This is a genomic window from Latilactobacillus fuchuensis, assembly GCF_900258455.1.
Lineage (GTDB): Bacteria > Bacillota > Bacilli > Lactobacillales > Lactobacillaceae > Latilactobacillus > Latilactobacillus fuchuensis.
On record NZ_LT984417.1, the window covers coordinates 1,204,387 to 1,226,691 of the forward strand.

Genomic DNA, 22,305 nt, shown 5'->3' on the forward strand with positions numbered 1-22,305 from the left:
TCAAATAATTCACACTTGAAAATGCTTTAAAACCCGTAAACAAACAAAAAGCAGCCCTAAAAAAAGGACTGCTTTTAGAACAAATTCACAAACTATTTAACCGTAATTTCATAATTCGCATTAAAAGTCGCTTGTGGCGCTAATTGATTGACACCAAACTTTTCAGATAATTCACCGGTTGCAGCAACATCATCCGCAATCCCCCACCAAGGTTCAAGGCAAACAAGATTGCCCTCTGTTGGGTGTGGCGACCAAACACCGATAAACGGTGCTGATAGCTTCATTGAGATTGCATGCGGTGTTTTTTCAGAACGAATGCTAAAGACGTTTTCTTGGCCCTTTAATTCGTAAATCATCGCATCATCTTTGAAAAGATCGTGACTGATATCGGTTGCGACATCGGTTGGTGCCAAAGTCCGTTCATTTAAATTAATGAACGCCCCTTGCAATGGAATCTTAACCCGCGATTTTTGTGGACGGTAATCAACAAAATAGTCGTCAAATTGCGTATCGGCCGTCATTGGCACTTTAAAGCCCGGATGACCGCCAATTGAAAAGTACATTGGGGCCGTTGTCGCTGTATTCTTAACATCGTAATTAACCACTAAATGCATGTCTTGAACCTGATAGCTGACCCGCAATTCAAATTCAAACGGATAGATGGCTAAACTGGCTTCATCTGATTTCAGCAAGAAAACCGCTTTTTGATCACCGCTTTCTTCAACTTCAAACTGACGATCACGGGCAAAACCATGTTGCCCCATTGGATACGTTTTGCCTTGATACGTATATTGATCGTTTTTAGAACGCCCAACAAACGGGAATAAAACGGGCGCATGCCGTTTCCAGACAGCTGGATCTGCTTGCCAGAGATATTCCAAGCCTGATACGTTGCCTTTTAAACTCGTCAGTTCAGCACCGAGGGGATTAATTTCAACGGTTAAAAATTCATTTGCGATTTGGACCATTATTAACTACCACCTTTAACTATTATAAAATAAATCGGGTTAAATCTTTGTCAGCAACAATCTTGCCAATTTTATCATTGACGTATTGTTCCGTAATCGTGATGTCACCCATTTGCATATCGGGACCTTCAAATAAAATGTCTTCCAATAATTTTTCAAGAATTGTCGCTAGACGCCGCGCACCGATATTGTCGGTATCGTGGTTCACTTGGAAAGCAATCGCAGCGATCCGTTGAATGGCTTCCATCGTAAAAGTCACATGCACGCCATCGGCACCGATCAACGCCATATATTGCTTCACCAGCGCATTACTAGGTTCGGTTAAGATCCGGACAAAATCGGCTTCAGTTAAATCTTGTAATTCAACCCGAATTGGGAACCGACCTTGTAATTCAGCAATCAAATCACTTGGTTTTGATTCGGCAAATGCACCGGAACCGATAAAGAGGATGTGGTCCGTTTTCAACATGCCGTACTTCGTATTGACTTGTGAGCCTTCAACGATTGGTAAAATATCACGTTGAACCCCTTCACGAGAAACCTCGCCGGATTGTTTCTTGCCACCAGCCGTAATTTTATCGATTTCATCAATAAAGATGATACCGGTATTCTCGGCTCTTTGCAATGCATCGTGATAAATATCAGCATGGTTGACCAATTTATCAGATTCTTCTTGAATAAAGACTTCACGTGCTTCTTTAACCGTCACCGTGCGTGTAATCTTTTTCTTCGGCATAATTGAGCCTAAAGTATCGTTTAAATCGATGCCCATTTGACCCATCATATCGTTCATTGGTGCTGCTTTTTTAGGTTCATCCACTTGAATTTCAATTTCACGATCGTCTAACAACCCTTTGTCGAGTTGTTCTTTAACGGATAGCCGTTCGTTACGAACGTCATCAGTCACTTCTTCGGGTTCTGGTTGACCAAAGCCGGCCGGCGTTTCGCCATTTTGCAAGGCCGTAAACATGCCCATCAAATCGTTGATGCCAGCTTTGTCATTTTTACGTTGTTCTTTTTTAATCCCTGGCACGAGTAACTTCACCAAGCGTTTATCCGCTTGACGAGCAGCTTTACCACGCACATTTTTGAATTGTTCTTGTTCTTCCATGTGCACGGCAATGTCAGCAAGATCGCGGACCATTGATTCGACATCACGACCAACATACCCTACTTCGGTAAACTTAGTCGCTTCAACTTTGATAAAAGGCGCATCCACTACTTTGGCTAACCGGCGGGCAATTTCAGTTTTGCCGACCCCGGTTGGTCCAATCATCAATAAGTTTTTAGGCGTAATCTCTTGTTGCATTTTTTCGCTCAATTGCATTCGGCGATAGCGGTTATATAAAGCGACCGCGACCGCTTTTTTAGCTTGATCCTGACCGATGACAAATTCATCAAGTTCGGTCACGATTGATTTAGGGGTTTTATTCATTAAGTCCATTTGTCTGCCTCCTAGAATGATTCCACAATAATATTATGGTTGGTATAAACATCGATTGAGCCCGCAATATCAACACTGGTTTCAGCGATTTCTTCAACCGTTAATTCAGAACGGCCCTTTAACATCAAGGCCGTTGCTGATGCTTGAGCAAAATTACCACCCGAACCAACTGCAATCACTTGATCGCCGGTTTCAGCCAATGTATCAGGCGTAATCACTTCACCATTACCAGAAATCAATAGAATATCCTTTTCGTTCACGGCGATTAACATCGCTTCTAACTTTTGTAAAGTTGGATCTTTACGCCAGTCTTGCGCTAGAGCAACCGCGGCGTGTTGCAAATCACCAGAATATTTTTCAAGCTTTTGTTCAAACCATTCTTGTAACGTAAACGCATCAGCGACGCCACCGGCAAACCCGATTGCGACTTGGTTATTATAAATCCGGCGCACCTTTTTAGCAGAATCCTTCGTGACGAATTTTTCACCCATCGTGACTTGACCGTCACCGGCAATCGCCGTTTTACCATTATGTTTAATTGCACAAATTGTTGTCATTTAAATAGCTCCTTTAAATTGCGTTAATGTCATTTTAGCAGTCTTTAAGGCTGTGTGCTAATTCTAGCGTTAATTGATTTAAAAAAAATCAACCTTTAGACCGAGTTTTACGTTCGCGGGAAGAATTGTCGATAGTCTTTTTGCAAGTGCGCCGTCGTGACGTGCGTGTAAATTTGGGTCGTCGACAGACTACTGTGACCCAACAATTCTTGAACCGTTCGTAAATCAGCGCCGTGGTCCAGCAGATGAGTCGCGAAAGTGTGGCGAATCATATGCGGATGAATGTCCGTCGTTAAACTGGTTTTCTTAATGATCTGGTCTAAGACGTATTCAATCCCGCGACTGGTAATCGGTGCGCCCAGCCGATTGACAAACACCACATCATGACTGGTTGCTTGCTTCTCAAGTAACGTTGTTCGCCCGTGATCGAGATAAAAACGTAACGCATCCGCCGCATGGTGGCCAAACGGCACGTAACGGTCTTTATTGCCCTTACCGTGGACTAAAATCACGCGTAACCCAAAATCAATCTGTCCAATTGTTAACTGAGCACATTCACTCACCCGCACCCCAGTCGCATACAATAACTCTAAAATCGCACGGTTGCGTTGATCCAACGGTTTTTGACCCTCGATGGCCGCAAATAGCGCATCCATTTCTTTTTCGTAAAAGAAACGCGGTAATTTATGTTGTTGCTTCTTAAGTTGGACCGCTTCAAACGGATCATCCGTTAAAAACTCATTTTTAACCAGATAACGGTAAAACGACCGTAAACTCGAAATCCGACGTGCGACCGTTTCGCGACTATAAGCTTTTTGATCCATTTCGTTTAAATACGTTTGGACTTCTAAGTTACCGACTTGTTTAAACGACGTTAACCCGCCGTTGTTGGTTAGAAAATCAACGAAAGCTTTGATGTCCGCTCGGTAGGCTTTTTGTGTTTCTTCTGAATAATGCCGGTCCACAATTAAATATTGTAAGAACCGGGCCAACCAGTCTTGTTCCAACGCCAAAAAAATCCCTCCAAGCTTGAATAGTACTACTGTACCACAAGCCTGGAGAGATTTAAAAGGATGTTCACTAAAGCGTTGTCTTAAACGCTTCAAGACTCGCCAAGGCCCGATCAGCCAAAGCTTGATTTCGTTCTTTTTTGTCCCGAATCCGTTGTTTTAAGGGTTCAAAAATTCCAAAGTTAGCGTTCATTGGTTGGAAATGTTTCGCACTGGTATGGGTAATGTAATGGGCCATCGCGCCCATTGCGGTATCGGTTGGAAATTCAACCGGCGTTTCACCCAAGGCTAACTTCGCCGCGTTGATTCCGGCCACTAAACCTGAGGCCGCACTTTCAACATAACCTTCCACCCCGGTCATTTGACCAGCGAAGAATAAATCGTTGCGGACCTTCGATTGATAGGTGGGCAACAAGACTTCAGGCGATTTCATGAAGGTGTTGCGGTGCATGACACCGTAACGGACAAATTCAGCATTTTCCAAACCAGGAATCATTTGGAAGACCCGCTTTTGTTCGCCCCACTTCAGATGCGTTTGGAAGCCGACGATGTTGTACAAGCTAGCCGCCGCATTATCTTGCCGTAATTGAACGACTGCGTACGGTTGGTCACCCGTTTTAGGATCTTCGAGTCCGACTGGTTTCAACGGACCAAACAACATGGTTTTAATCCCACGTTTCGCCATGACTTCGATTGGCATACAACCGTCGAAGAATTTTTCATCTTCGAATTCGTGCATTTCAGCGACATCCGCACTAATTAACGCTTTGTAGAACGCGACAAATTCGGCTTCCGTCATTGGACAATTGAGATAGGCCGCTTCGCCCTTATCATAACGCGATTTTAGATAGACCTGATCAAAATCGATACTGTTTTTATCTAAAATCGGCGCAGCTGCGTCGTAGAAATACAGCCCGTCACTACCGTTTAACGCGCTAATCTGCGCCGCTAAAATTTCAGAAGTTAACGGACCCGTCGCAACCACGGTGGGCCCTTCAGGGAAGGCCGTTAATTCTTCATAATGGACAGTAATCCGTTCATGATTCGCTAATTTTTCAGTAACCATTGCCGAGAAAGGTTCCCGATCAACCGCCAAAGCACCACCGGCTGGAACGGCATTTTGATCCGCCGTCTTAATAATTACTGAATCTAATTGGCGCATCTCTTCCTTGATTAAACCAGCCGCGTTAGTCACTTGGTTAGCCCGCAATGAATTGGTACAGACTAATTCTGCGAAATTCTTAGTGTGATGGGCCGGTGTCATTTTAACCGGTCGCATTTCATACAAATGAACATCGACGCCGCGATTCGCAATTTGCCAAGCAGCTTCAGAGCCTGCTAAGCCAGCACCAACGACGTTTACAAAAGGTTTTGCTGTCATACGATAACCTCAATTTTTAATTTATTTTTGAACGGTTTCTTCATAGTCCCCGTTTGGACAGATGACTTGTTTGCCACCTTTAATCTTCTTTTCAACCAAATAATGTTCACATTTAGGACAGTTACGGCCCACGGGTTTGTCCCAAGTCACAAAATCACAATCTGGATAGCGATCACAACCGTAGAATAAACGATTCTTCTTCGATTTACGTTCGATCACTTGACCCTTACCACATTTCGGACAAGTCACACCGATTTCCTTAACGATTGCCTTGGTGTTGCGACAATCTGGGAATCGACTACAAGCGAAGAACTTGCCGTACCGGCCCATTTTAACGACCATCGGCGCCCCGCAGATATCACAGTTGAAACCAGCTGGTTCATCTTTAATCTGAACTTTTTCAATCTGTTCGCTGGCCTTTTCGACCGCTTTTTCAAATGGCTTGTAGAAATTATCAATAATATTAATCCAATTTTCTTGACCGGTTTCAACATCATCTAAACGATGTTCCAAATCGGCTGTAAAATCGATATTGACGATATCCGGGAAAAACTCGACAATCAAGCTATTGACGATTTCACCGAGTTCCGTCGGTTCAAAACGTTTGGCGTTGAGCTTCACGTAATAGCGCCGTTGAATGGTTTCAATCGTTGGTGAATAGGTTGATGGCCGACCGACGCCGTTTTCTTCAAGTGCTTTGACTAAGTTGGCTTCAGAATAACGAGCAGGTGGTTGTGTGAAATGTTGTGCCGGATCAGTCTTGGCTAACTTCACTTCGTCGCCGACCGTCAAATCAGGTAGAACGTTATCCTTGGCCGAATCCTCTTTATCACGTGAAGAAACATAGAGCTTCGTAAAGCCAGGGAATTTCATTTGGGAACCATTGGCTTTAAATAAAACATCTTTTTGGCCAATTTTAACAGCCACCGTATCAAACATGGCTGGTGTCATTTGACTGGCAACAAAGCGCGACCAAATTAAATTATAGATTTTGTATTGATCGTTGGTTAAAACGTCCTTCATGCTCTTCGGTGTCCGCATCACGGACGTTGGCCGAATCGCTTCATGGGCATCTTGCGCGCCTTCTGGATTCTTAGTTTGGTGGGCCTTAATCGCAGCATAAGCTTCACCATATTCGTCATGGATGAATTTAGACGCTTCGTGTTTAGCGCCCGTTGAAATCCGCGTTGAATCCGTCCGCATATAGGTGATTAACCCGACGGTGCCTTCTTTACCACCAAGGTTAATCCCTTCATATAATTGTTGGGCTTGCATCATCGTTTTACGGGTTCTGAAGTTTAACTTACGGTTGGCTTCTTGTTGCAATGAACTTGTCGTAAACGGTGCGGCTGGGAATCGTTTACGTTCACGTTTTTTAACGTCTTCAATCGTAAAGGCCGCTTCTTTATCGATTTGTTTCAGAACCGCTTGGACCGCTTCATTGTTTGGTAAAGCAGACTTCTTGCCTTTTAAACCATAGAAGCTGGCCGCAAACTTACTACGACCCTTTTTGAATTCTGCATCTAGTGACCAATATTCTTCAGGCACGAACGCTTTAATTTCATTTTCCCGATCAATCACGAGTTTCAAAGCAACTGATTGGACCCGACCAGCACTCAAGCCTTTTTTAACTTTTTGCCAGAGTAATGGACTGATTGAATAGCCGACAATCCGGTCTAACACCCGCCGTGCTTGTTGGGCATCGACTAGTTTCATGTCGATACTACGCGGTGTTTTAAAGGCACTTTTGACAGTCTCTTTGGTAATTTCATTAAAGACCACCCGATTTTTTTCGGTTGGGTCTAATTTTAAGATATGCGAAACATGCCACGCAATGGCTTCCCCTTCACGATCGGGATCGGCTGCGAGGAAAATATGGTCCGCTTTTTTTGCTTGTTTCTTTAATTCTTTAATGGTATCGCCTTTACCGCGAATTGAGATGTATTTAGGTTCATAGTTATTTTCAAAATCCACACCCATCTGACTCTTGGGTAAATCGCGGATATGGCCTTTACTCGCAACTACTTTATAATTACGACCAAGGTATTTTTCGATTGTTTTGGCCTTTGCAGGTGATTCTACAATGACTAAATTTTTGCCTGCCATGGACAAACTCCTTTCGACAGAGTTCTCGATTTAAATTGATGCCTATTAGCTGTTGATTGTTGCTAATAGCGAACTCCGGTTCATTAACAGCTTAAAGCATAGCATAGGTTTCCCCGTAATCAAAGGAAACTTATTGGAATTTTTTTAAAATGTTGAAAAATTTTAAACTTGATGGTCTTGATTAACCCTATCCAATCCAGCTAAAAAACGATTGGGAATTGATAACGTGCTTTTGAGTTGCAACAACTTCCGCTTAACCTAAAATCTCCCAGTTATCTTAAAATCAAGATAACTGGGAGATCTTCTGTTAATGCTCGGTTGCTGACCGCAACTCAACACACTTAGATTATAACGTGCTTCTCAGCCAACTTCTTCCGTCTAGCTACGAATCGCAAATTATGACTAAATACAGTCATAATTCACGAAACTAGGCTAATGCTCAGAAACTACCCGTGAGTGACAGCACTTACCTATTCTGTTTTAGCCGCTTGTCTCTCTAAAATATCACCCATAATCGCGGCTAACGTGACTTGCGCCATTTGTTGTTCAGCAGCCGTCTGAACGTCGGCGTAAACTTGATTCAGGGTTTCTTGGATATTACCACCAACCACACAATCCGGATTGGTTTTAGGATCGACGTGCAACAAAGGCGGTGCATCTTCTAACGCCTGATAAATCATCAATAACGTTATCTGATCCGCCGGCTGGGCTAAACTCGGTTGACTAACACCTGCTCGTGAATTCAACAACCCCGCCTTACTCAACAACGCCATCAAGCGTCGCACTAAGCTGGGATTAGCATTGATACTACCCGCAATCCGTTGACTCGATAAATCGCCATCCGGATAAATTGCGAGATAGGTTAGAATATGCACGGCATCACTTAATTGATGTGAATAGCGCATCTTTAGGCTTGTTCCTTAATGACCGTTTGGACTAACGTTTTTAAGCTAGGTGCTGGTCGACCTAAGACGGTTGCTAAATCATCCGTCGTGTTGGCTAATTGATTATCTCGAATCAATTTTTGCAACATCCCCATGATAGCGACCGTTTGTTCGTCTAACCCTTGAGCCGTCAATTGTTGTTGGTAAGTTGCCAGATCCAACGCTTCGACCGTGAACGTCTTGGGACTCAATTCAGCAACCACCGCTGCTAATTCGGCGTACGTATGGCCCTCACCTGAAAATTCATAGATGTCTTTCGGTTGGGCTGTTACCAAAACATGTGCGGCCGCTTTGGCATAATCAGCTTCTAGTGTCCAACCGACTTGACCATCCCCACCAGCATAGACAAATGGTTGACCTTGTAACCCAGCATTGATTAATCCTAGCTCATTTTCAAGATACCAATTATTACGTAAGAATGAATGGGCTAACCCAGCGGCTAGAATCGCCGCTTCCGTTGCTTGATGGTCCAATGCTAATGGGGTCGTTGCATGGTCCGCATCTGGGAAGCTGGTATAGCCAATCCATTGAATGCCCGCATTTTTAGCCGCTTGAACAACATTTAAGTGTTGTTGTTCACGACTGACTGCACCACCTGGTTGTGAAGAGACGAATAGCAAGCGATCAACACCTATCAAAGCTGTCGTCATCGCAGACGCTTGCGTATAATCCCCTTGGCGAATTTCAATTCCTGCTGGCAAAATTGTTTGGGCTTTTTCAACATTGCGGACAATTGCGATAATATCTTTGGCCGCCACTACTGTCATTAATTCCGTTAAAATCCCGTAACCTAATTTACCAGTTGCACCTGTAATTGCATATTTCATCATTAAAAACTTCCTTCCCATTTGGCTAATCATTAACCTGTAACTTTAATAACAACAGGAAATCGTTTGTAAGCAATTATTTTGCTTGGCTTATTCAAAATAACGAAGTTCATCAGTCAATAACGTCGCATTTAACAGCGGTGTGGCCCCCGCTAGAATTAATTGATTGCAGCCCGCCGACAAGGATTGATCGAGTCGCCCCGGTACAGCGTAAACGTTGCGATTCGCTTGCAATGCTAAGTTAGCCGTGATTAAGCTGCCACTTCGCTGACGCGCTTCAGTTACCAATAATCCGTGGCACAGCCCAGCGATAATCCGGTTGCGCGCTGGAAATTGAAATTTGCGGGCCGGCGTATCCAACGGGTATTCTGAAAGTAATAAGCCACACTGGGCAACGGTTTGCTGTAACTGTTCATTTTGCGGCGGATAACAACAATTCAAGCCGGTGCCAATCACGCCAATCGGTGCGCGGCCCTGTTGCAACGCCCATTGATGGGCCATCGCATCCGCACCCTGAGCCAGCCCGCTGATAATCGCGGTCGTGGTTGGCAAGGACTCTAATTGGTGTAACGCTAATTTCGTATAGGGTCCCGCTTGACGAGCACCGACGATTCCTAAGGCCGGTTGCTTCAAACAAGCCAACGCTCCCCGATAAAAAATCACAATCGGTGGTTGATACGTTTCTAATAACCGTTGCGGATAGGCTTCGTCAATAATCGTCAGATACGCCGCAAACTGTTCGTGATATTCACAAGCACATTGCAATGTGGCACTTTGAAAACTGGCCTGAAAAGTCGACCAATAACGTTCTGGCAACCGACCAATCTGCGCTAATTCAACGGCCGACAATTCCCAATTCTGACTCGTTAATAACCAAGTGGCTAATCTTAATTCGCTCGTCAAGCCAAAACCGGCCGCCAAATGAACTTTCAATAATAATTGTCGTTTACTAACCATACAAAAACAGCTCCTTTACGTTAATTAATCTTACGCAAAAGAGCTGTTGTTTTTTTAACTGTTATAATGCGTTTTGAACCGGTGAGAAACTCCGTCGATGAATCGGGGTCACCCCTAATTCAGCCAAACCGGCTAGATGTTTCGCCGTGCCGTAACCCATGTTATTGGCGAAATCATACCCCGGATATTGTTGATCATAATTAATCATCAATTGATCCCGAATGACTTTGGCGACAATACTGGCCGACGCAATACTGACACTACGCGCATCACCTTTAATCAGTTTTTCTTGCGGAATATCGGTCGGCACCGTCATCGCATCGACTAACAGGTAATCAGGTCTCTTATCTAACCCGGCGACCGCTTCGCCCATCGCAAGTTCAGTCGCGTGATAAATATTTTCGATATCAATCCGCTGACTATCAGCAATCCCAATGCTGACGCTAATCGCGCAGTCCATAATTTGCCGATACAAGGTTTGTTTCAGCTTAAAGGATAACTGCTTAGAATCGTTGACTTGCCATAAATCAAAATCATGCGGTAAGATTACCGCTGCCGTCACGACTGGTCCCGCTAACGGTCCTCGACCAACTTCGTCAATCCCCGCAACAAGCGGGTAATCGGGCCAGAGCGCTAATTCCATTTGGCGCCGTTCTTCAAAAGCAGCCTGTTGGGCCACTAATTTAGCTTGGCGTTTCGCATATTGAACCAGTAGTTTTTGAACACCACTCCGGTCATCTAATGCTAGTTCGGTCAGTACAGCTTGAGCAACTGGTTCAGCGAGTAACGCCTTAATCGTCGCAATTGACTGTTTGCTAGTCATTGCCTTTCGCCTCCGCAGGCACAGGATCTAATGTGAAGCGGCCTAATTTACCTTGCCGCGCATCGTTGATAAACTTAATGCAGAAACGGTCATAATCTTCTTTAAACCCAAGTCGCTTGGTTAGAATCATAATTAATTCCGGTGATGATTGTTCTAAATCAGCATCGGTTGCCTGATACGTTTTCCGTAATTGATTTGGATAAAATTGCTTGAAATAATCCAACGCAAACACAACCACATCATCCGCATGGTAAACCACATCCGAAATCGCACCGGTTAACGCTAATTTATTACCAACTGCGGGATCATCAAACTTAGGCCATAAAACACCAGGCGTATCTAGTACTTCAAAACGTTCACTGGCCTTTAACCATTGTTGATTTTTAGTGACCCCGGGCCGGTTACCCGTGACGGCAATATTCTTATGCATTAGTCGGTTCAAAATCGTTGATTTACCAACGTTTGGCACCCCAACACACATCGCACGAATCACCGGATTTCTAATTCCTTTGGCCCGTTTCTTCGCTAATTTGTCAGCTAGAATTTCTTGCGCGACTTTTTCAATCATTGGTAATTTGGCTTTATGTTGCGCGTCTAACGCGATCGCCGTGATGCCCCGTTTTTTAAACGTTTCAATCCACTGTTGCGTTTTTTGGGCATCGGCCATATCGGCCTTGTTTAAAATTAGAAGCACTGGTTTATTTTGACCGAGTTCTTGAATCATCGGATTAATTGATGATTCTGGTACACGCGCATCAACAATCTCTAGGATAATATCAACTAATTTTAGTCGTTCTTTAATTTGTTTTTGGGCCTTGGCCATATGCCCCGGATACCATTGAATCGTCATAATTATTTTAATTCCTTTCATACCAAAGCGGTTTACACTTGGTGGTCACTCATTTACTGAAAATACGTAGAGATTACATTCTTACGAACGGTTTTCTGAAAAATGCTACTTAACGTTTGACTAGATATGACAATTATAATAGGAAATAACTATTACACACCACAAAAAAGCGAAGACTTAATAGTTATTATTACTAAAACTGAATCAGTTAGTATAATTCTATCATATCTTCACTTTTTTTATTAATCAATTCTTTTTTTATATTCGAATCATTGTTTTACGCGACCACTTTTTACACTGGCGCATCAATTAACGTCCATTGAAGCGTGCCTTGATACGTGCCAACTTTGGCTGTACCTGGTGCAATTTGTAATAATGGTCCGTTGGCTGCCGCCCAAGAAATATCGTAATCATCCTCGGTCGTTGTACTGATGCCATCATAAACATCGACGTTGCTCGTTGAATCAATGTATTGATCGGCAGTGTCCGTTTTTCTAAAGACTAAGCTGTCGCCGGCTAATTGAGACCCATCCGTAGACTCAAATGGTGTGCTTAGTTTGGCCGTTACGTGCCAATTATTCTTACGTCGTCTAGAATCATCGACTATGATTTTCCAGTCGGCCAATTTCCGTTTGCTTTCAGTTGTCTTACTGGCAATTCTTGAATCAGCAAACGAAATGGTTGCTGGCACTTCTTTAAACCGTAATTTACCAGAATAAATGGGTCCATAACCAATGGCGCCATCACTGGTTAAAGTCTGTTGATCGCCATTTAAATCCGTTCCTGAGACCGTGTGTACCGATTCGATATTTTCCCCAACCAACGATAAATCACTATCAGAAACCTGCACCTTGAGATCTACACTGACTGTATCTTGTGCATCCAATTTAAAATCACCGACGGTTGCTGAATTAATTGTGATCAATCGTGTTTTTGCATCATATATTTGACTGACTGGTACCGTTGTAGAAGTCCCGTATGACTTGTTAATTGTCGCTTCGGTACTATCTAGATCAGCACCTTCAGGCAATTTAAAAGACCAAGTCGCCTTGTCTTTTTGAAAGGCTGAATTCGAACTTTGAGCGTTCTTGACTTGATAACGAACCTGTAATTGATCACCCAATAGAATTCGTTTATCGTCAGGCACCGTGTAATTATTCAAGACCTGAACCGCATATTGCGCTTTTGGCGGATTGACAATTGAGACAGTATGGGTCAATTGATTGGAAGTAAGATCCGCATTATTTTGTGATTTAACAGTTGCTTGATCAATAATTTTGTCCTGATCTTTAACATTTCGGTTAACCTTGACCTTGTACGTAATCGTCACTGGTTGCCCTTTACCGACAACGCCATCAGCTGAACTAGCCGATTTAATCGGTAATCCAGCCACTAACGGCGATGTCCCGTTCACATCAGCTGCGCTGGCCCCATTCAACATTGTACTATTCGGAACATAAGTTGTGCCAGCTGGCATTGCGTTAGTCACCGCTGTATTGGAAGACGCCAAGTTACCATCATTCGCTACTTTAAGGGTATACGTCACCACGTCATCTCGACGTAAAAGCGTATCGACAGTTGGCGACGCACTTAAATCAGCCGTTAAATGCGTATTCAAATATGGTGTACTGCCTGATGCAATATCACCTGACGCTAAAGTACCTGACATATATGAAACAACGCCTGTTGATAAATTAATCGTACCAAATTTATTTTCTCCTCCGATAACTAACTGTCCATTTGGTAAAAATGCTAGCGCAACAATTGAACTAATTTTATAACTACCGTCTGCGAGTCGGACATGTATAGTCTGCAGCACTTTACCTGATGTAACATCGATTTTTTGTACGTAAGCCGTTGATACATTATTTGATACATAATTCGACGCCTTCCAAATATAACCATCGCCATCGACAACTGAATCACCATTAATTCCAAAAATTTTTTTCTCATCATCAGTATTAAATACTAATACTTTGTCACTAAAATCCCCGGTATTACTATTTAGTTTACTTAAATGAAAATTAGTGCCATCACTATAATAACCATAGAATTGACCATCTGCTGATATCGTAGAGACTGTCATCTTGCCGACTGCCTGATTATATTTTTTAGAAACCGTATGTGTACCATTGGCATTCCAAATGGCGAACGTCCCAGCCGCACTATTAAATGTATATAGCTTACCATTATAATAAGATATATCATTATTATAAACAGCGGTATTGGTGGGATAGGTCACTGACTCTATCACCTTCACAATATTATTAGTCAGGTCGGCCGCAGTTAGTCGCGACAGGTTATACCCGCTAAGACTGTAAACATCACTATCATTCATCGTCATCGCCCGACCAGTCACCTTGGCAACCGCTGCTGTCCGATTCACAATGACACTACTATTGTTAGTCGCTACCTTGGGCGCTGTTGTCTGCGCAACAACCGGTTTAGATTCAACCGATACCCCATCACGAACGGTCTGCAACTTCATTTGATAATCGCCGGGTTCGGCTGCCGTTAACTTGATTTGAATTTGCTTAGGCTGGCCCGCTAACCAATCAATGACCAGTTGTTGATTCGCTTGATCAACCGTCACCGCCGCGTTAGCATAACTGGTCTGTTGATAGTCAATGTTCTTCGGTAACGGCATGACTATCTTTTGATCGTTTGGATTCTGATCGTCAACATCAACCAGGATTGTTTGCGCTTTGACGGTTGTTTTAAGCGTCAAATCAGTCACAGTTGCATCCCCTGCTAATAATTGAGGGCCCCATAAAATGCCACCGATCCCGATTAATACCATTAAACTCAAACTGATAGATATAAATATTTTTCGCATTATTCCCACCTCATTAAAAAAGAACTTATCAAAAGAATCGCTATTCTTCGATAAGTTCCCAGTTTCTGTTAACCTCGTAAATCAAAACCATTAACTATCGAGTTAAAAAATGCAAGATATCAACTAGTCTACATCTCTTGCTTTCTTCAATTTACGCATTAAAACTAAAATGACAATCAATAACAGCACAAAGATAATCACGCCGATTAAAATATAAATCCAAGTATTATCTTTTTCTAGTGAGACTGCCTTCTTATTGTATTTGCTTGCGGTTTCACCTTTAATTTCGAAATCCTTTTCAAAACGCCAAGTTTTATCCTTCGACTTCGCAACCCCTTTAAAAGTGTACTTACCCGGTTTAAAGGCCTTGTTGTTAAGACTAATCCCATAATCAAAATTAGAGTTAGGCGCCATTCTAAGGTTCTTGCGGGTTGCTTGATAAAGCACCTCTTTTTGACCCTGACGATAAATTTGACCTTTAATACTTAAATCAGTCAGAATCGCTGATTCAGTATTCTGGATATTGGCAGTCACCACATTCCGATAATTAACTTGATCGGCCTTGACCGAATTTAGTTTTAATGCCGGGTTAACAACTTGATCATTCTCCGTTAACTTAACGCCAATCACATAGGCATAGCGATTAACAATCTGACTTCCTTTTTGTGTCTTGTTTGTTTCTGCCGAAGTCTTCTCAGTGAAATAAACGCCCCCAAGAATAGTCCCTGTATACTCGTTTTTAGGCATCTGAACGTGAATTTTGAGTAATTTGGTACTTTTAGCTGGAATCGTCACTTCTTTATCCGCGGTTGCGATATCTTTGAATCCGACTTTTAAACTGCTATCACGTTTTTTGGTGGTGTTATTATACTCGACGATTCCGTTATCGTTGGTAATAGCGGTATTCGGTAAGACCTCGACCGTCACGTCGTCCTTCGTATCATTACGCATCTCAACCGTTAAATCTTGGGCTTGGCCCGGTTTCATCCGCAAATCAAAATAACTTTGTGACTTATCCACCTGATTGGTTGGAATATCCGCTTGAACTAAAAAGCTCATTTCCGCTGCTGAAACTTTGTTAATGCCAATCAATAAAGACATAAATCCCATTAAAAATACCAATAGATTTCTCTTTTTCACGTCAAATCTCCATTCTTTATGCTGGTGTATCGGTTAATGTCCAAGTTAAACTTGTTTTATATTCGCTTTGTACTTTCTTGGTTTTACCAGGTACTGATAACGAAACACTCTTCTTGCCTGCTGCTTCGTCAGTACCAAAGCGGTCTAACCAAGTCCCAGTCCCTTGATCTGCTTTTGCATCCAAGACATCTGAAGCCGTCCCAGGTGTCAAGGCAATTTTTTGTTCAGCCGTTGGTTCGATCCCATCATTAGGAGTTGCCATTGTTCCGTTCATTAATGTCAGTTGCGCACCCGTTAATTCATTTTCGCCACTCTTAAATTGTGCATCTTCAGTGACTGTCAAATGCCAACCAGCATTGCTACCACGTTTATCGGTAACTTGGACAAAGTTAGGCCGTTCAATCTGACTACCATCACTCTCAATGATTTTATCCAGATTAGCGTAGTAAGTTGCATTTTGGCCCGTTGTCTTTTGTTCACCGAAACGTAAATTTGACACATAATCAATACTCAATGGTCCAGCCGTTGGATTTTCATGATCTCCTGGATCAGTTGGTACAATTGGTTTTTCAGGATCTGGATCAATCGGATCAATCGGCGTCACCGTTGAATCATCTGGCACGTATGAAATGGTCCCGATTGATTTGACGGATGCTCCGTCAGCTGCAAAAGCGGTGTTGCTCATAATTGTCGTTCCTAATAGCAACGCAAGCATTGCTGTTGAATATTTAATTGATTTTTTCATTATTCTTATCTCCCCAAATAAGTTATTGATGTTGTTTAAGCTGGTGTATCAGTTAAGACCCAAGTTAAATCAGTTGTGTATTTACCATCTTTGACTTTCGCAGATGCACCAGGAACCGTTAGTGAAATACTCTTGCTGCCAGTTGTATCATCCCCAAAACCATTGGTCCAAGTACCCATACCTTGATCAGCTTGAGCAGTCATGACATCTTGAGCAGCCCCGGCTGTTGTGCTGTCACCAGGAACCAACGTGATTTCTTGTGAGGCTGTTGGTACGCCAGCTTGGTTATCAGATGTTGATTTAGTCGCACCATTCATTAATTTAATTTCGGCACCCTTTAATTCTTCGGCTGCACCAGTTGCAAATTGCGCACCTTGTTGAACTTGTAATTTCCAACCGACATTAGTCCCACGTTTATCAGTCACTTGTACCCAGTTTGGTTTATCAAGCGTGTTATTGGCATCCGCTGGGTCTTTAATCTTGTCCATTGCGGCAAAATATGTTTGAGTTTTGGCTGAAATTTTTTGTTCGCCAAAATGTAAATTTGACGCATAATCGATACTCAACGGTCCCTCAGTTGGGTTTGGTTTATCTGGATCAGTTGGATCAACCGGAATATCAGGATCTGTTGGGTCAACCGGTGTTGTTGGATCAGTATCTTCTACAAAAGTGACATCGCCCTTAGTTGTCACACTACCTGCTTCAGCTGCCATTGCGACTGATGATAGGTTGACTGATGTTGCCAATACAACTGCACTTGCCATTAGAACTTTATTGATTTTCATGTTATATTCCTCCCAGAATAGTGTTACGTCTTCTCAATTTGATACTGCTAAAAATAAGTACTACCCCAATCCATACTAGATAACCTTCAGACTTTTGTCCTGTTTGTGGCAGTTTAGTGCTCGATTGACTTGGTGGGACGACCACATTACCATCAGGAATCACCGTCGTTTGATTATCAATTGGTGGAATGTAGGTCTGATTAAAACTAATTGTAGATTGACTGATAACCGACCCCACTGTTTCTGCATGACTCATTTGATTAGTATTAACCACATATAGCAACATAAGCACTAAAATAACCAAGTACTTGGGAACTTTCCGCATCTTTGAATCACCTCCTTAATATGGCTGGATTCGATTTAAACTAATTTAGTTTCGCTGCCATTAATATACTTAACTAAACGAATCCCAGATTGCCTCGTGTTAGCCATTATTTAAATAATATTTTGCCTTCGACCTGACTGTCATCGATAAAGCCATAACTACGACTGTCGGTTGAATGTTGGCGATTATCCCCCAACACGAATATTTTCTTGGCGGGCACGGTATTTTGACCACTTGTTTCAAACAATGAAAAATCAGCGGTCGTTTGTTTTGAATAGATTTTTTTAACACGTTTGCCATTGACGTATAGATCACCACCATTGGCGTAAATTGAATCGCCTGGTAAGGCCACAATTCGTTTAACAAAGTGTTCATTGCCCATACTAGGCACGCTAAAGGTAATTAAATCATTACGGGCTAACTTAACGGGTGGCTTTTGAATCACCATAATCGTCTTATTTTTCAACGTTGGCTTCATCGAATGCCCTTGTACTTGAGCAATCGCGTAAAATTGACCTAATGTAACGGTCATTGAAACCAGCCCTCCAACGACTAGTAACCCAATCACGCCACGGCGAATTCGTTTTCGTTTACGAACAGCGGCTTTGACGTGCTGTCGGTCATTTTTTTTTTTGAGTTTTGCAATTAACGATGTTGCGCCTTCTTGATTCTTTGATTCAGCTTTCGATGTTTGGACACTTGTATCAGTTGTTTTACGCTTTTGAATGGTCTCTGGTTTGATCTCTTCAGACTTAGTTTTCTTCACAGTTAGATTGACTTCATTTTGTGGGTTGTCCGGGCTAATCGAGAACATTTCTTGGAAAACGGCTTGCATCTGTTCCTTAATGCTGTCTAAAGTACGTTCATTACCAAATCTCATTTCTAGATGATTTACATAAATTCTAGGTTCCGATGACTTAGAGGCCTCAATCTGATTTTGGAATTGTTGCTCATCAGTTTTAATCGCTTGTAGTGCGGATTTCTTAATCTGTTCAATTTCTTGGGCTTCTTGTTTAGCACTTTGAATAATCTGTTTAGCCGTCATTTTAGCGCTTAATAGCACTTCCGCAATCTCTCTTTCAGATAACGCAGTTTGAGAAGATTGTGCCGGCTGATTTAATTTCAAATGTGCAGTTTCAAGTAATAGTTGCTGATATTTCGTTTTATACCGTTTGAATTCAGTCAATTGCTGTTTTAACGTTTCGTTTTCCGTCAACAATTGTTGTTTTAACTGCTTCTCTTGATCAAGGTTATCAATAATTTGACTAATTTCAGTTTCAAGCGATTCCAACTCTTTTTGTGTGATGCCCCCCATTATTGAATACGCTCCTTCTATGTCTCAATGATTAACTTGCATGCTTATTCGTTGTAATCATTGTATTAACCACTTGGATGGCATTAATGATGCAGCCGTCACTATCTAGCTGATGAGCATCTTCAGTATCCATTTGATAAACCTCATTAATCAGACCGTTTACTTTATTTAACAAGCGTTCACCTTCTCTCGTTAACGTGTAATAGATAACCCGACAATCATCTTCAACATCAGGCTGCAATCGTTCAAAAAATCTTCTACGCTCCAACTCTCGACAACGCCTAGAAACCGCTGCTTTTGAAATATTCAATTCAGCCGCAATCTTAGTCGGGTTCTGTCTACCTGATTTATGGACAACAGTCATTAAAATGTACTGTTCTATGGTAAGTTCAACCCCACCTAACACACTATTAAATAATTCATCGATTTTTCGTTTAAGTACGTGAAGTGTTTCGAATTCCACCTGCATAGTTTCCTCCACTAATATATATTATGTATAACAGCATCCTGATTAGTTAGTAGTTCACCTCTTGAATAATCATCGCCATTAGTTGTTAATCGCGACATTTAACTTAATCAAATGAATCTCATCAATTGAATTGCACCCTTTTCAGCGTTTAACAATTTACCAATCACTACTCAAAAGTTATGACACCGGCAATGTAATCGTCTACAACATCCAAATCCTTTTTTTTGACAAAAACTGTCCTTTTCCAAAAATTCATGCATAAATATTAATATACGGCGGATTACATAAATTATTAATATTATTAACTTTAACCTAAAAAATAGTTGCAATCCGTTAGGAAATAGCCTAAACTATTCACATAAGGTATAAGGTCATAACTTTTGAGTTATGACCTTATTATTATGCCCATATTGTATATTAATTCGTCCTATATACTGGGACGCATGAAAAATATTTATATTTTAATATCTTATAGGTAATCGACGTTATTAACGAGATTATTACTGTTAATTAAATTAATTCTACAATGTCTGCTGTTGGTGATAGCGAATTCTATCACTAGCGGCTTTTTTTATATCATTGTGCCGAATTGATAATTCGCCACATCAAAAATCCCCTGAAATTGTATTTCTCCAATTTCAGGGGTTAACTTCAAAAATTAAAGGCGCTCAATAATTTTTTAGCGTCATCTTAGTTTAATGCTATAATTAAAGCACTAAATACGAACTGGAGTCCTTTGCATGCGCAAATCAATCTTCTTAATGCTTCCTTTATTAGCATTATTAATAACCGGTTGCAGTCAACCACAAACCAAACAAACCAAGGTTAATTCGGTCAAACCGACGACCGAAAGTCTTTTAAAATCCGCTTCCAAAACCTGGACGTTTAGTCAGAGTATCAGCTCGCAACAGACTAGCCACGGAGTTTCCGATACACTGACGGCTTCTGAAGTCTCCAAAATCGATAATCAATCAAGTTGGACAGCCTCTAAAGGAACCCTCATTAGTACTTCCGTTAAATATAAGCAAATTTCACTTAAAAAATGGCAAACCGATATGCGCCAACATTTTACCAAAAGTGCCCAAGCCCAAATTCATTTAATGACGGTCCCCCAAATCAACGCGGTCCTCAAAAAATTAGGTGCCACGGTTAAAGTGACTAAACTTTCCGATTTAGTTTTCTTCGAAACCAAAGTCAGCGGTATGACCCTACCTCAAGGGTTTATTGCGAGCGGACATCACTTATACGCTATTAATATTTATTACAGGGATACTGATAAAACAACGACCATTGATCGCGGTCAATCTTTTACGGACACCGCTACCAAGAAAACAACCAGTGCCATCGCCTTAGATCGGTTAAATGGGACGTGGATTGCGCCCGAAACGACGACGAGTGCCAATGACACGGGTAAGATCATGATTAAAGACGGTTATTTGTATCAACACCGTTACGATAGTTTCGAAAGATCTGCAATTCAATCGTTAGGCGACTATGCCCTCGTTTCACTGAATCAAAACACAATTTACGCGGCCCAAAAGGTCAACGCCGCCCAAGCTGGCTATCAACTCACTTCTAAATCCGTCGCAAGTGGTGACAGCATTGGTTATCTCTATCTATTCACCAGTGCCAACCAACTCATTCGAATCGGTCAAGGTGTCACGACCACTTATCAAAGAACGAATGCACTCGTTGCCGCAAGTGATTTACCACAAACAGATGTTACAATTTTTGAACAAATGGCGACCCTAAAACCCGGCGAAGTCGCTTCAACGATTACCGTTAAGGCCGGCCCTCCGATTGTCGGCATGACCGATAGTATTAAATATTTAACGGATGCGACCGCTGGCCAAATCAATAGTAATGACCCGGTCAGTATTAATAATGGAACGGTTACGCTTGATTAATCCAGCTAAAAAAAGACGCAACATCAGTAAATATACTGGTGTTGCGCCTTTTTACATGGGGCTGTGACATAAGTCGTCGTATTCTGATATTAAACGAACATTATTTTTTGACGCGCGCCAGAACTCATCAATTTCTGTCACAGCTTGTTTTTACATGGTTTGATCACGTATTTGCATCATCTGCACAAAATCATCCGTAAAGATGCCGGCGACTTGCTGTTTAAATAACTTGATTGCTGGCCCTCTTCGATTGACCGTCCAAATGCGTTGTGTGCCAGTCATATCGGACTGATAGTGTTTTAAATGTAACCCAGCTAAGTGGTGATCAATCAAAAATTGGTTTGGATTAGGCACATTCATTTTGGTTAGCCAGCAATAAATTTCATTAGGGGCCAATTGCTGACAGCGTTCTAAGGTTGGTAAATGAAATGATGAGAAAATAACCGGTTTGTTGAGTGTCATTTCTTTCAGCATCGCAAATACAATCCGTTCAATATCCGGATACTGAATTTGATCCGTTTTAAATTCTAGATTAAGCTGCACTGAACTATTGCCAACCAGCGTTAAGAATTCAGCTAACGTCGGAATTGATTCACCGTTCTTCAAGTGGACTTGCCGTAATTCAGACAATGAATAGTCTTGAATGAAACCTTTATCATCCGTTGTCCGGTTAATCTTCTCATCGTGCATGATCATTGGTACTTGGTCGCGCGTTAAATGGACATCGAATTCAAGGCCCTCAATTCCGTGTGCCAAAGCGTAACGAAAACCCGCCAAACTATTCTCCGGAAATTGTTTGGGATAACCGCGATGACCAAAGATTAATGTTTTAGATTGCATACGACTCTCTCCTTTACTGCCACAATAATACTACGCTTAATATTAGCAAGATTCGCTAATTAGTCAACTTAGTCAA

General features: G+C 41.9%; 20 protein-coding genes. 1 reads left to right on the plus strand and 19 read right to left on the minus strand.

The features are described from left to right. Positions 1–92: 92 nt before the first annotated feature. From LFUMFP_RS05675 to LFUMFP_RS05760, 18 genes are all read right to left on the minus strand, one after another. Positions 93–968 (minus strand): aldose 1-epimerase family protein, encoded by an 876-nt coding sequence (locus LFUMFP_RS05675; RefSeq protein WP_025083281.1) that lies wholly within the window; start codon positions 966–968, stop codon positions 93–95. A gap of 22 nt (positions 969–990) precedes the next feature. Continuing rightward, positions 991–2,412, minus strand: a complete 1,422-nt coding sequence (gene hslU, locus LFUMFP_RS05680; RefSeq protein ID WP_158697730.1) for an ATP-dependent protease ATPase subunit HslU — start codon at positions 2,410–2,412, stop codon at positions 991–993. 11 nt (positions 2,413–2,423) lie between these two features. Continuing rightward, positions 2,424–2,969 carry an ATP-dependent protease subunit HslV gene (gene hslV, locus LFUMFP_RS05685; protein ID WP_025083279.1) on the minus strand — a complete coding sequence of 182 codons (546 nt, stop codon included), beginning with the start codon at positions 2,967–2,969 and terminating at the stop codon, positions 2,424–2,426. 107 nt (positions 2,970–3,076) lie between these two features. Beyond that, positions 3,077–3,982, minus strand: coding sequence for a tyrosine recombinase XerC (xerC, locus tag LFUMFP_RS05690; RefSeq protein WP_081779535.1), 906 nt, complete (start codon positions 3,980–3,982; stop codon positions 3,077–3,079). A gap of 67 nt (positions 3,983–4,049) precedes the next feature. Continuing rightward, positions 4,050–5,360: an FADH(2)-oxidizing methylenetetrahydrofolate--tRNA-(uracil(54)-C(5))-methyltransferase TrmFO gene (gene trmFO / locus LFUMFP_RS05695; RefSeq protein WP_025083277.1), complete on the minus strand. Its 1,311-nt coding sequence runs from the start codon at positions 5,358–5,360 to the stop codon at positions 4,050–4,052. A gap of 21 nt (positions 5,361–5,381) precedes the next feature. Beyond that, the gene (topA, locus tag LFUMFP_RS05700; RefSeq protein WP_106483237.1) at positions 5,382–7,466 is read right to left on the minus strand and encodes a type I DNA topoisomerase; all 2,085 of its coding nucleotides are present in this window, start codon (positions 7,464–7,466) and stop codon (positions 5,382–5,384) included. A gap of 470 nt (positions 7,467–7,936) precedes the next feature. Beyond that, on the minus strand, positions 7,937–8,371 hold the full coding sequence (locus LFUMFP_RS05705) for an Rrf2 family transcriptional regulator (RefSeq protein ID WP_106483238.1): 435 nt from the start codon (positions 8,369–8,371) through the stop codon (positions 7,937–7,939). A gap of 2 nt (positions 8,372–8,373) precedes the next feature. After that, positions 8,374–9,237, minus strand: a complete 864-nt coding sequence (locus tag LFUMFP_RS05710; protein WP_106483596.1) for an NAD(P)H-binding protein — start codon at positions 9,235–9,237, stop codon at positions 8,374–8,376. 90 nt (positions 9,238–9,327) lie between these two features. Beyond that, positions 9,328–10,194, minus strand: a complete 867-nt coding sequence (dprA, locus tag LFUMFP_RS05715; RefSeq protein WP_106483239.1) for a DNA-processing protein DprA — start codon at positions 10,192–10,194, stop codon at positions 9,328–9,330. A gap of 61 nt (positions 10,195–10,255) precedes the next feature. Continuing rightward, positions 10,256–11,017, minus strand: coding sequence for a ribonuclease HII (locus LFUMFP_RS05720; RefSeq protein WP_106483240.1), 762 nt, complete (start codon positions 11,015–11,017; stop codon positions 10,256–10,258). Then, on the minus strand, positions 11,010–11,867 hold the full coding sequence (gene ylqF, locus LFUMFP_RS05725) for a ribosome biogenesis GTPase YlqF (protein WP_035439058.1): 858 nt from the start codon (positions 11,865–11,867) through the stop codon (positions 11,010–11,012). The genes LFUMFP_RS05720 and ylqF overlap by 8 nt, the downstream gene beginning before the upstream one ends. Before the next feature lie 292 nt (positions 11,868–12,159). Continuing rightward, positions 12,160–14,703 carry a DUF11 domain-containing protein gene (locus LFUMFP_RS05730; protein ID WP_025083271.1) on the minus strand — a complete coding sequence of 848 codons (2,544 nt, stop codon included), beginning with the start codon at positions 14,701–14,703 and terminating at the stop codon, positions 12,160–12,162. Between the two features lie 123 nt (positions 14,704–14,826). Next, the gene (locus tag LFUMFP_RS05735) at positions 14,827–15,813 is read right to left on the minus strand and encodes a WxLIP family cell surface protein (protein WP_035439066.1); all 987 of its coding nucleotides are present in this window, start codon (positions 15,811–15,813) and stop codon (positions 14,827–14,829) included. Between the two features lie 46 nt (positions 15,814–15,859). After that, a complete protein-coding gene (locus LFUMFP_RS05740) occupies positions 15,860–16,588 on the minus strand; it encodes a WxL domain-containing protein (RefSeq protein ID WP_035439057.1) in 729 nt (242 codons plus the stop codon). A 35-nt stretch (positions 16,589–16,623) separates the two neighbouring features. Then, positions 16,624–17,373: a WxL domain-containing protein gene (locus LFUMFP_RS05745; protein ID WP_106483241.1), complete on the minus strand. Its 750-nt coding sequence runs from the start codon at positions 17,371–17,373 to the stop codon at positions 16,624–16,626. Position 17,374: 1 nt separating this feature from the next. Beyond that, positions 17,375–17,698: an LPXTG cell wall anchor domain-containing protein gene (locus LFUMFP_RS05750; RefSeq protein ID WP_025083267.1), complete on the minus strand. Its 324-nt coding sequence runs from the start codon at positions 17,696–17,698 to the stop codon at positions 17,375–17,377. Between the two features lie 106 nt (positions 17,699–17,804). Then, positions 17,805–19,013 (minus strand): signal peptidase I, encoded by a 1,209-nt coding sequence (lepB, locus tag LFUMFP_RS05755; protein ID WP_106483242.1) that lies wholly within the window; start codon positions 19,011–19,013, stop codon positions 17,805–17,807. A gap of 31 nt (positions 19,014–19,044) precedes the next feature. Then, a complete protein-coding gene (locus LFUMFP_RS05760; protein ID WP_158697731.1) occupies positions 19,045–19,476 on the minus strand; it encodes a MarR family winged helix-turn-helix transcriptional regulator in 432 nt (143 codons plus the stop codon). Between the two features lie 746 nt (positions 19,477–20,222). Here LFUMFP_RS05760 and LFUMFP_RS05765 point away from each other — a divergent pair. Further along, the gene (locus LFUMFP_RS05765) at positions 20,223–21,389 is read left to right on the plus strand and encodes a hypothetical protein (protein WP_106483243.1); all 1,167 of its coding nucleotides are present in this window, start codon (positions 20,223–20,225) and stop codon (positions 21,387–21,389) included. A 150-nt stretch (positions 21,390–21,539) separates the two neighbouring features. On the opposite strand, the gene LFUMFP_RS05770 is transcribed toward LFUMFP_RS05765, so the two are convergent. Continuing rightward, the gene (locus tag LFUMFP_RS05770) at positions 21,540–22,229 is read right to left on the minus strand and encodes a glycerophosphodiester phosphodiesterase (protein ID WP_025082323.1); all 690 of its coding nucleotides are present in this window, start codon (positions 22,227–22,229) and stop codon (positions 21,540–21,542) included. Positions 22,230–22,305 lie beyond the last annotated feature (76 nt).

What these genes read in the sequence shown, in the direction of transcription:
- hslU (WP_158697730.1), bottom strand. Translation starts at nt 2,412, where the DNA reads ATGGACTTAATGAATAAAACCCCTAAATCAATCGTGACCGAACTTGAT.
- trmFO (WP_025083277.1), bottom strand. Translation starts at nt 5,360, where the DNA reads ATGACAGCAAAACCTTTTGTAAACGTCGTTGGTGCTGGCTTAGCAGGC.
- LFUMFP_RS05730 (WP_025083271.1), bottom strand. Translation starts at nt 14,703, where the DNA reads ATGCGAAAAATATTTATATCTATCAGTTTGAGTTTAATGGTATTAATC.
- LFUMFP_RS05705 (WP_106483238.1), bottom strand. Translation starts at nt 8,371, where the DNA reads ATGCGCTATTCACATCAATTAAGTGATGCCGTGCATATTCTAACCTAT.
- lepB (WP_106483242.1), bottom strand. Translation starts at nt 19,013, where the DNA reads ATGGGGGGCATCACACAAAAAGAGTTGGAATCGCTTGAAACTGAAATT.
- LFUMFP_RS05750 (WP_025083267.1), bottom strand. Translation starts at nt 17,698, where the DNA reads ATGCGGAAAGTTCCCAAGTACTTGGTTATTTTAGTGCTTATGTTGCTA.
- LFUMFP_RS05675 (WP_025083281.1), bottom strand. Translation starts at nt 968, where the DNA reads ATGGTCCAAATCGCAAATGAATTTTTAACCGTTGAAATTAATCCCCTC.
- LFUMFP_RS05720 (WP_106483240.1), bottom strand. Translation starts at nt 11,017, where the DNA reads ATGACTAGCAAACAGTCAATTGCGACGATTAAGGCGTTACTCGCTGAA.
- dprA (WP_106483239.1), bottom strand. Translation starts at nt 10,194, where the DNA reads ATGGTTAGTAAACGACAATTATTATTGAAAGTTCATTTGGCGGCCGGT.
- hslV (WP_025083279.1), bottom strand. Translation starts at nt 2,969, where the DNA reads ATGACAACAATTTGTGCAATTAAACATAATGGTAAAACGGCGATTGCC.
- LFUMFP_RS05770 (WP_025082323.1), bottom strand. Translation starts at nt 22,229, where the DNA reads ATGCAATCTAAAACATTAATCTTTGGTCATCGCGGTTATCCCAAACAA.
- topA (WP_106483237.1), bottom strand. Translation starts at nt 7,466, where the DNA reads ATGGCAGGCAAAAATTTAGTCATTGTAGAATCACCTGCAAAGGCCAAA.
- LFUMFP_RS05735 (WP_035439066.1), bottom strand. Translation starts at nt 15,813, where the DNA reads ATGGGATTTATGTCTTTATTGATTGGCATTAACAAAGTTTCAGCAGCG.
- LFUMFP_RS05765 (WP_106483243.1), top strand. Translation starts at nt 20,223, where the DNA reads ATGCGCAAATCAATCTTCTTAATGCTTCCTTTATTAGCATTATTAATA.
- LFUMFP_RS05740 (WP_035439057.1), bottom strand. Translation starts at nt 16,588, where the DNA reads ATGAAAAAATCAATTAAATATTCAACAGCAATGCTTGCGTTGCTATTA.
- LFUMFP_RS05710 (WP_106483596.1), bottom strand. Translation starts at nt 9,237, where the DNA reads ATGAAATATGCAATTACAGGTGCAACTGGTAAATTAGGTTACGGGATT.
- LFUMFP_RS05745 (WP_106483241.1), bottom strand. Translation starts at nt 17,373, where the DNA reads ATGAAAATCAATAAAGTTCTAATGGCAAGTGCAGTTGTATTGGCAACA.
- ylqF (WP_035439058.1), bottom strand. Translation starts at nt 11,867, where the DNA reads ATGACGATTCAATGGTATCCGGGGCATATGGCCAAGGCCCAAAAACAA.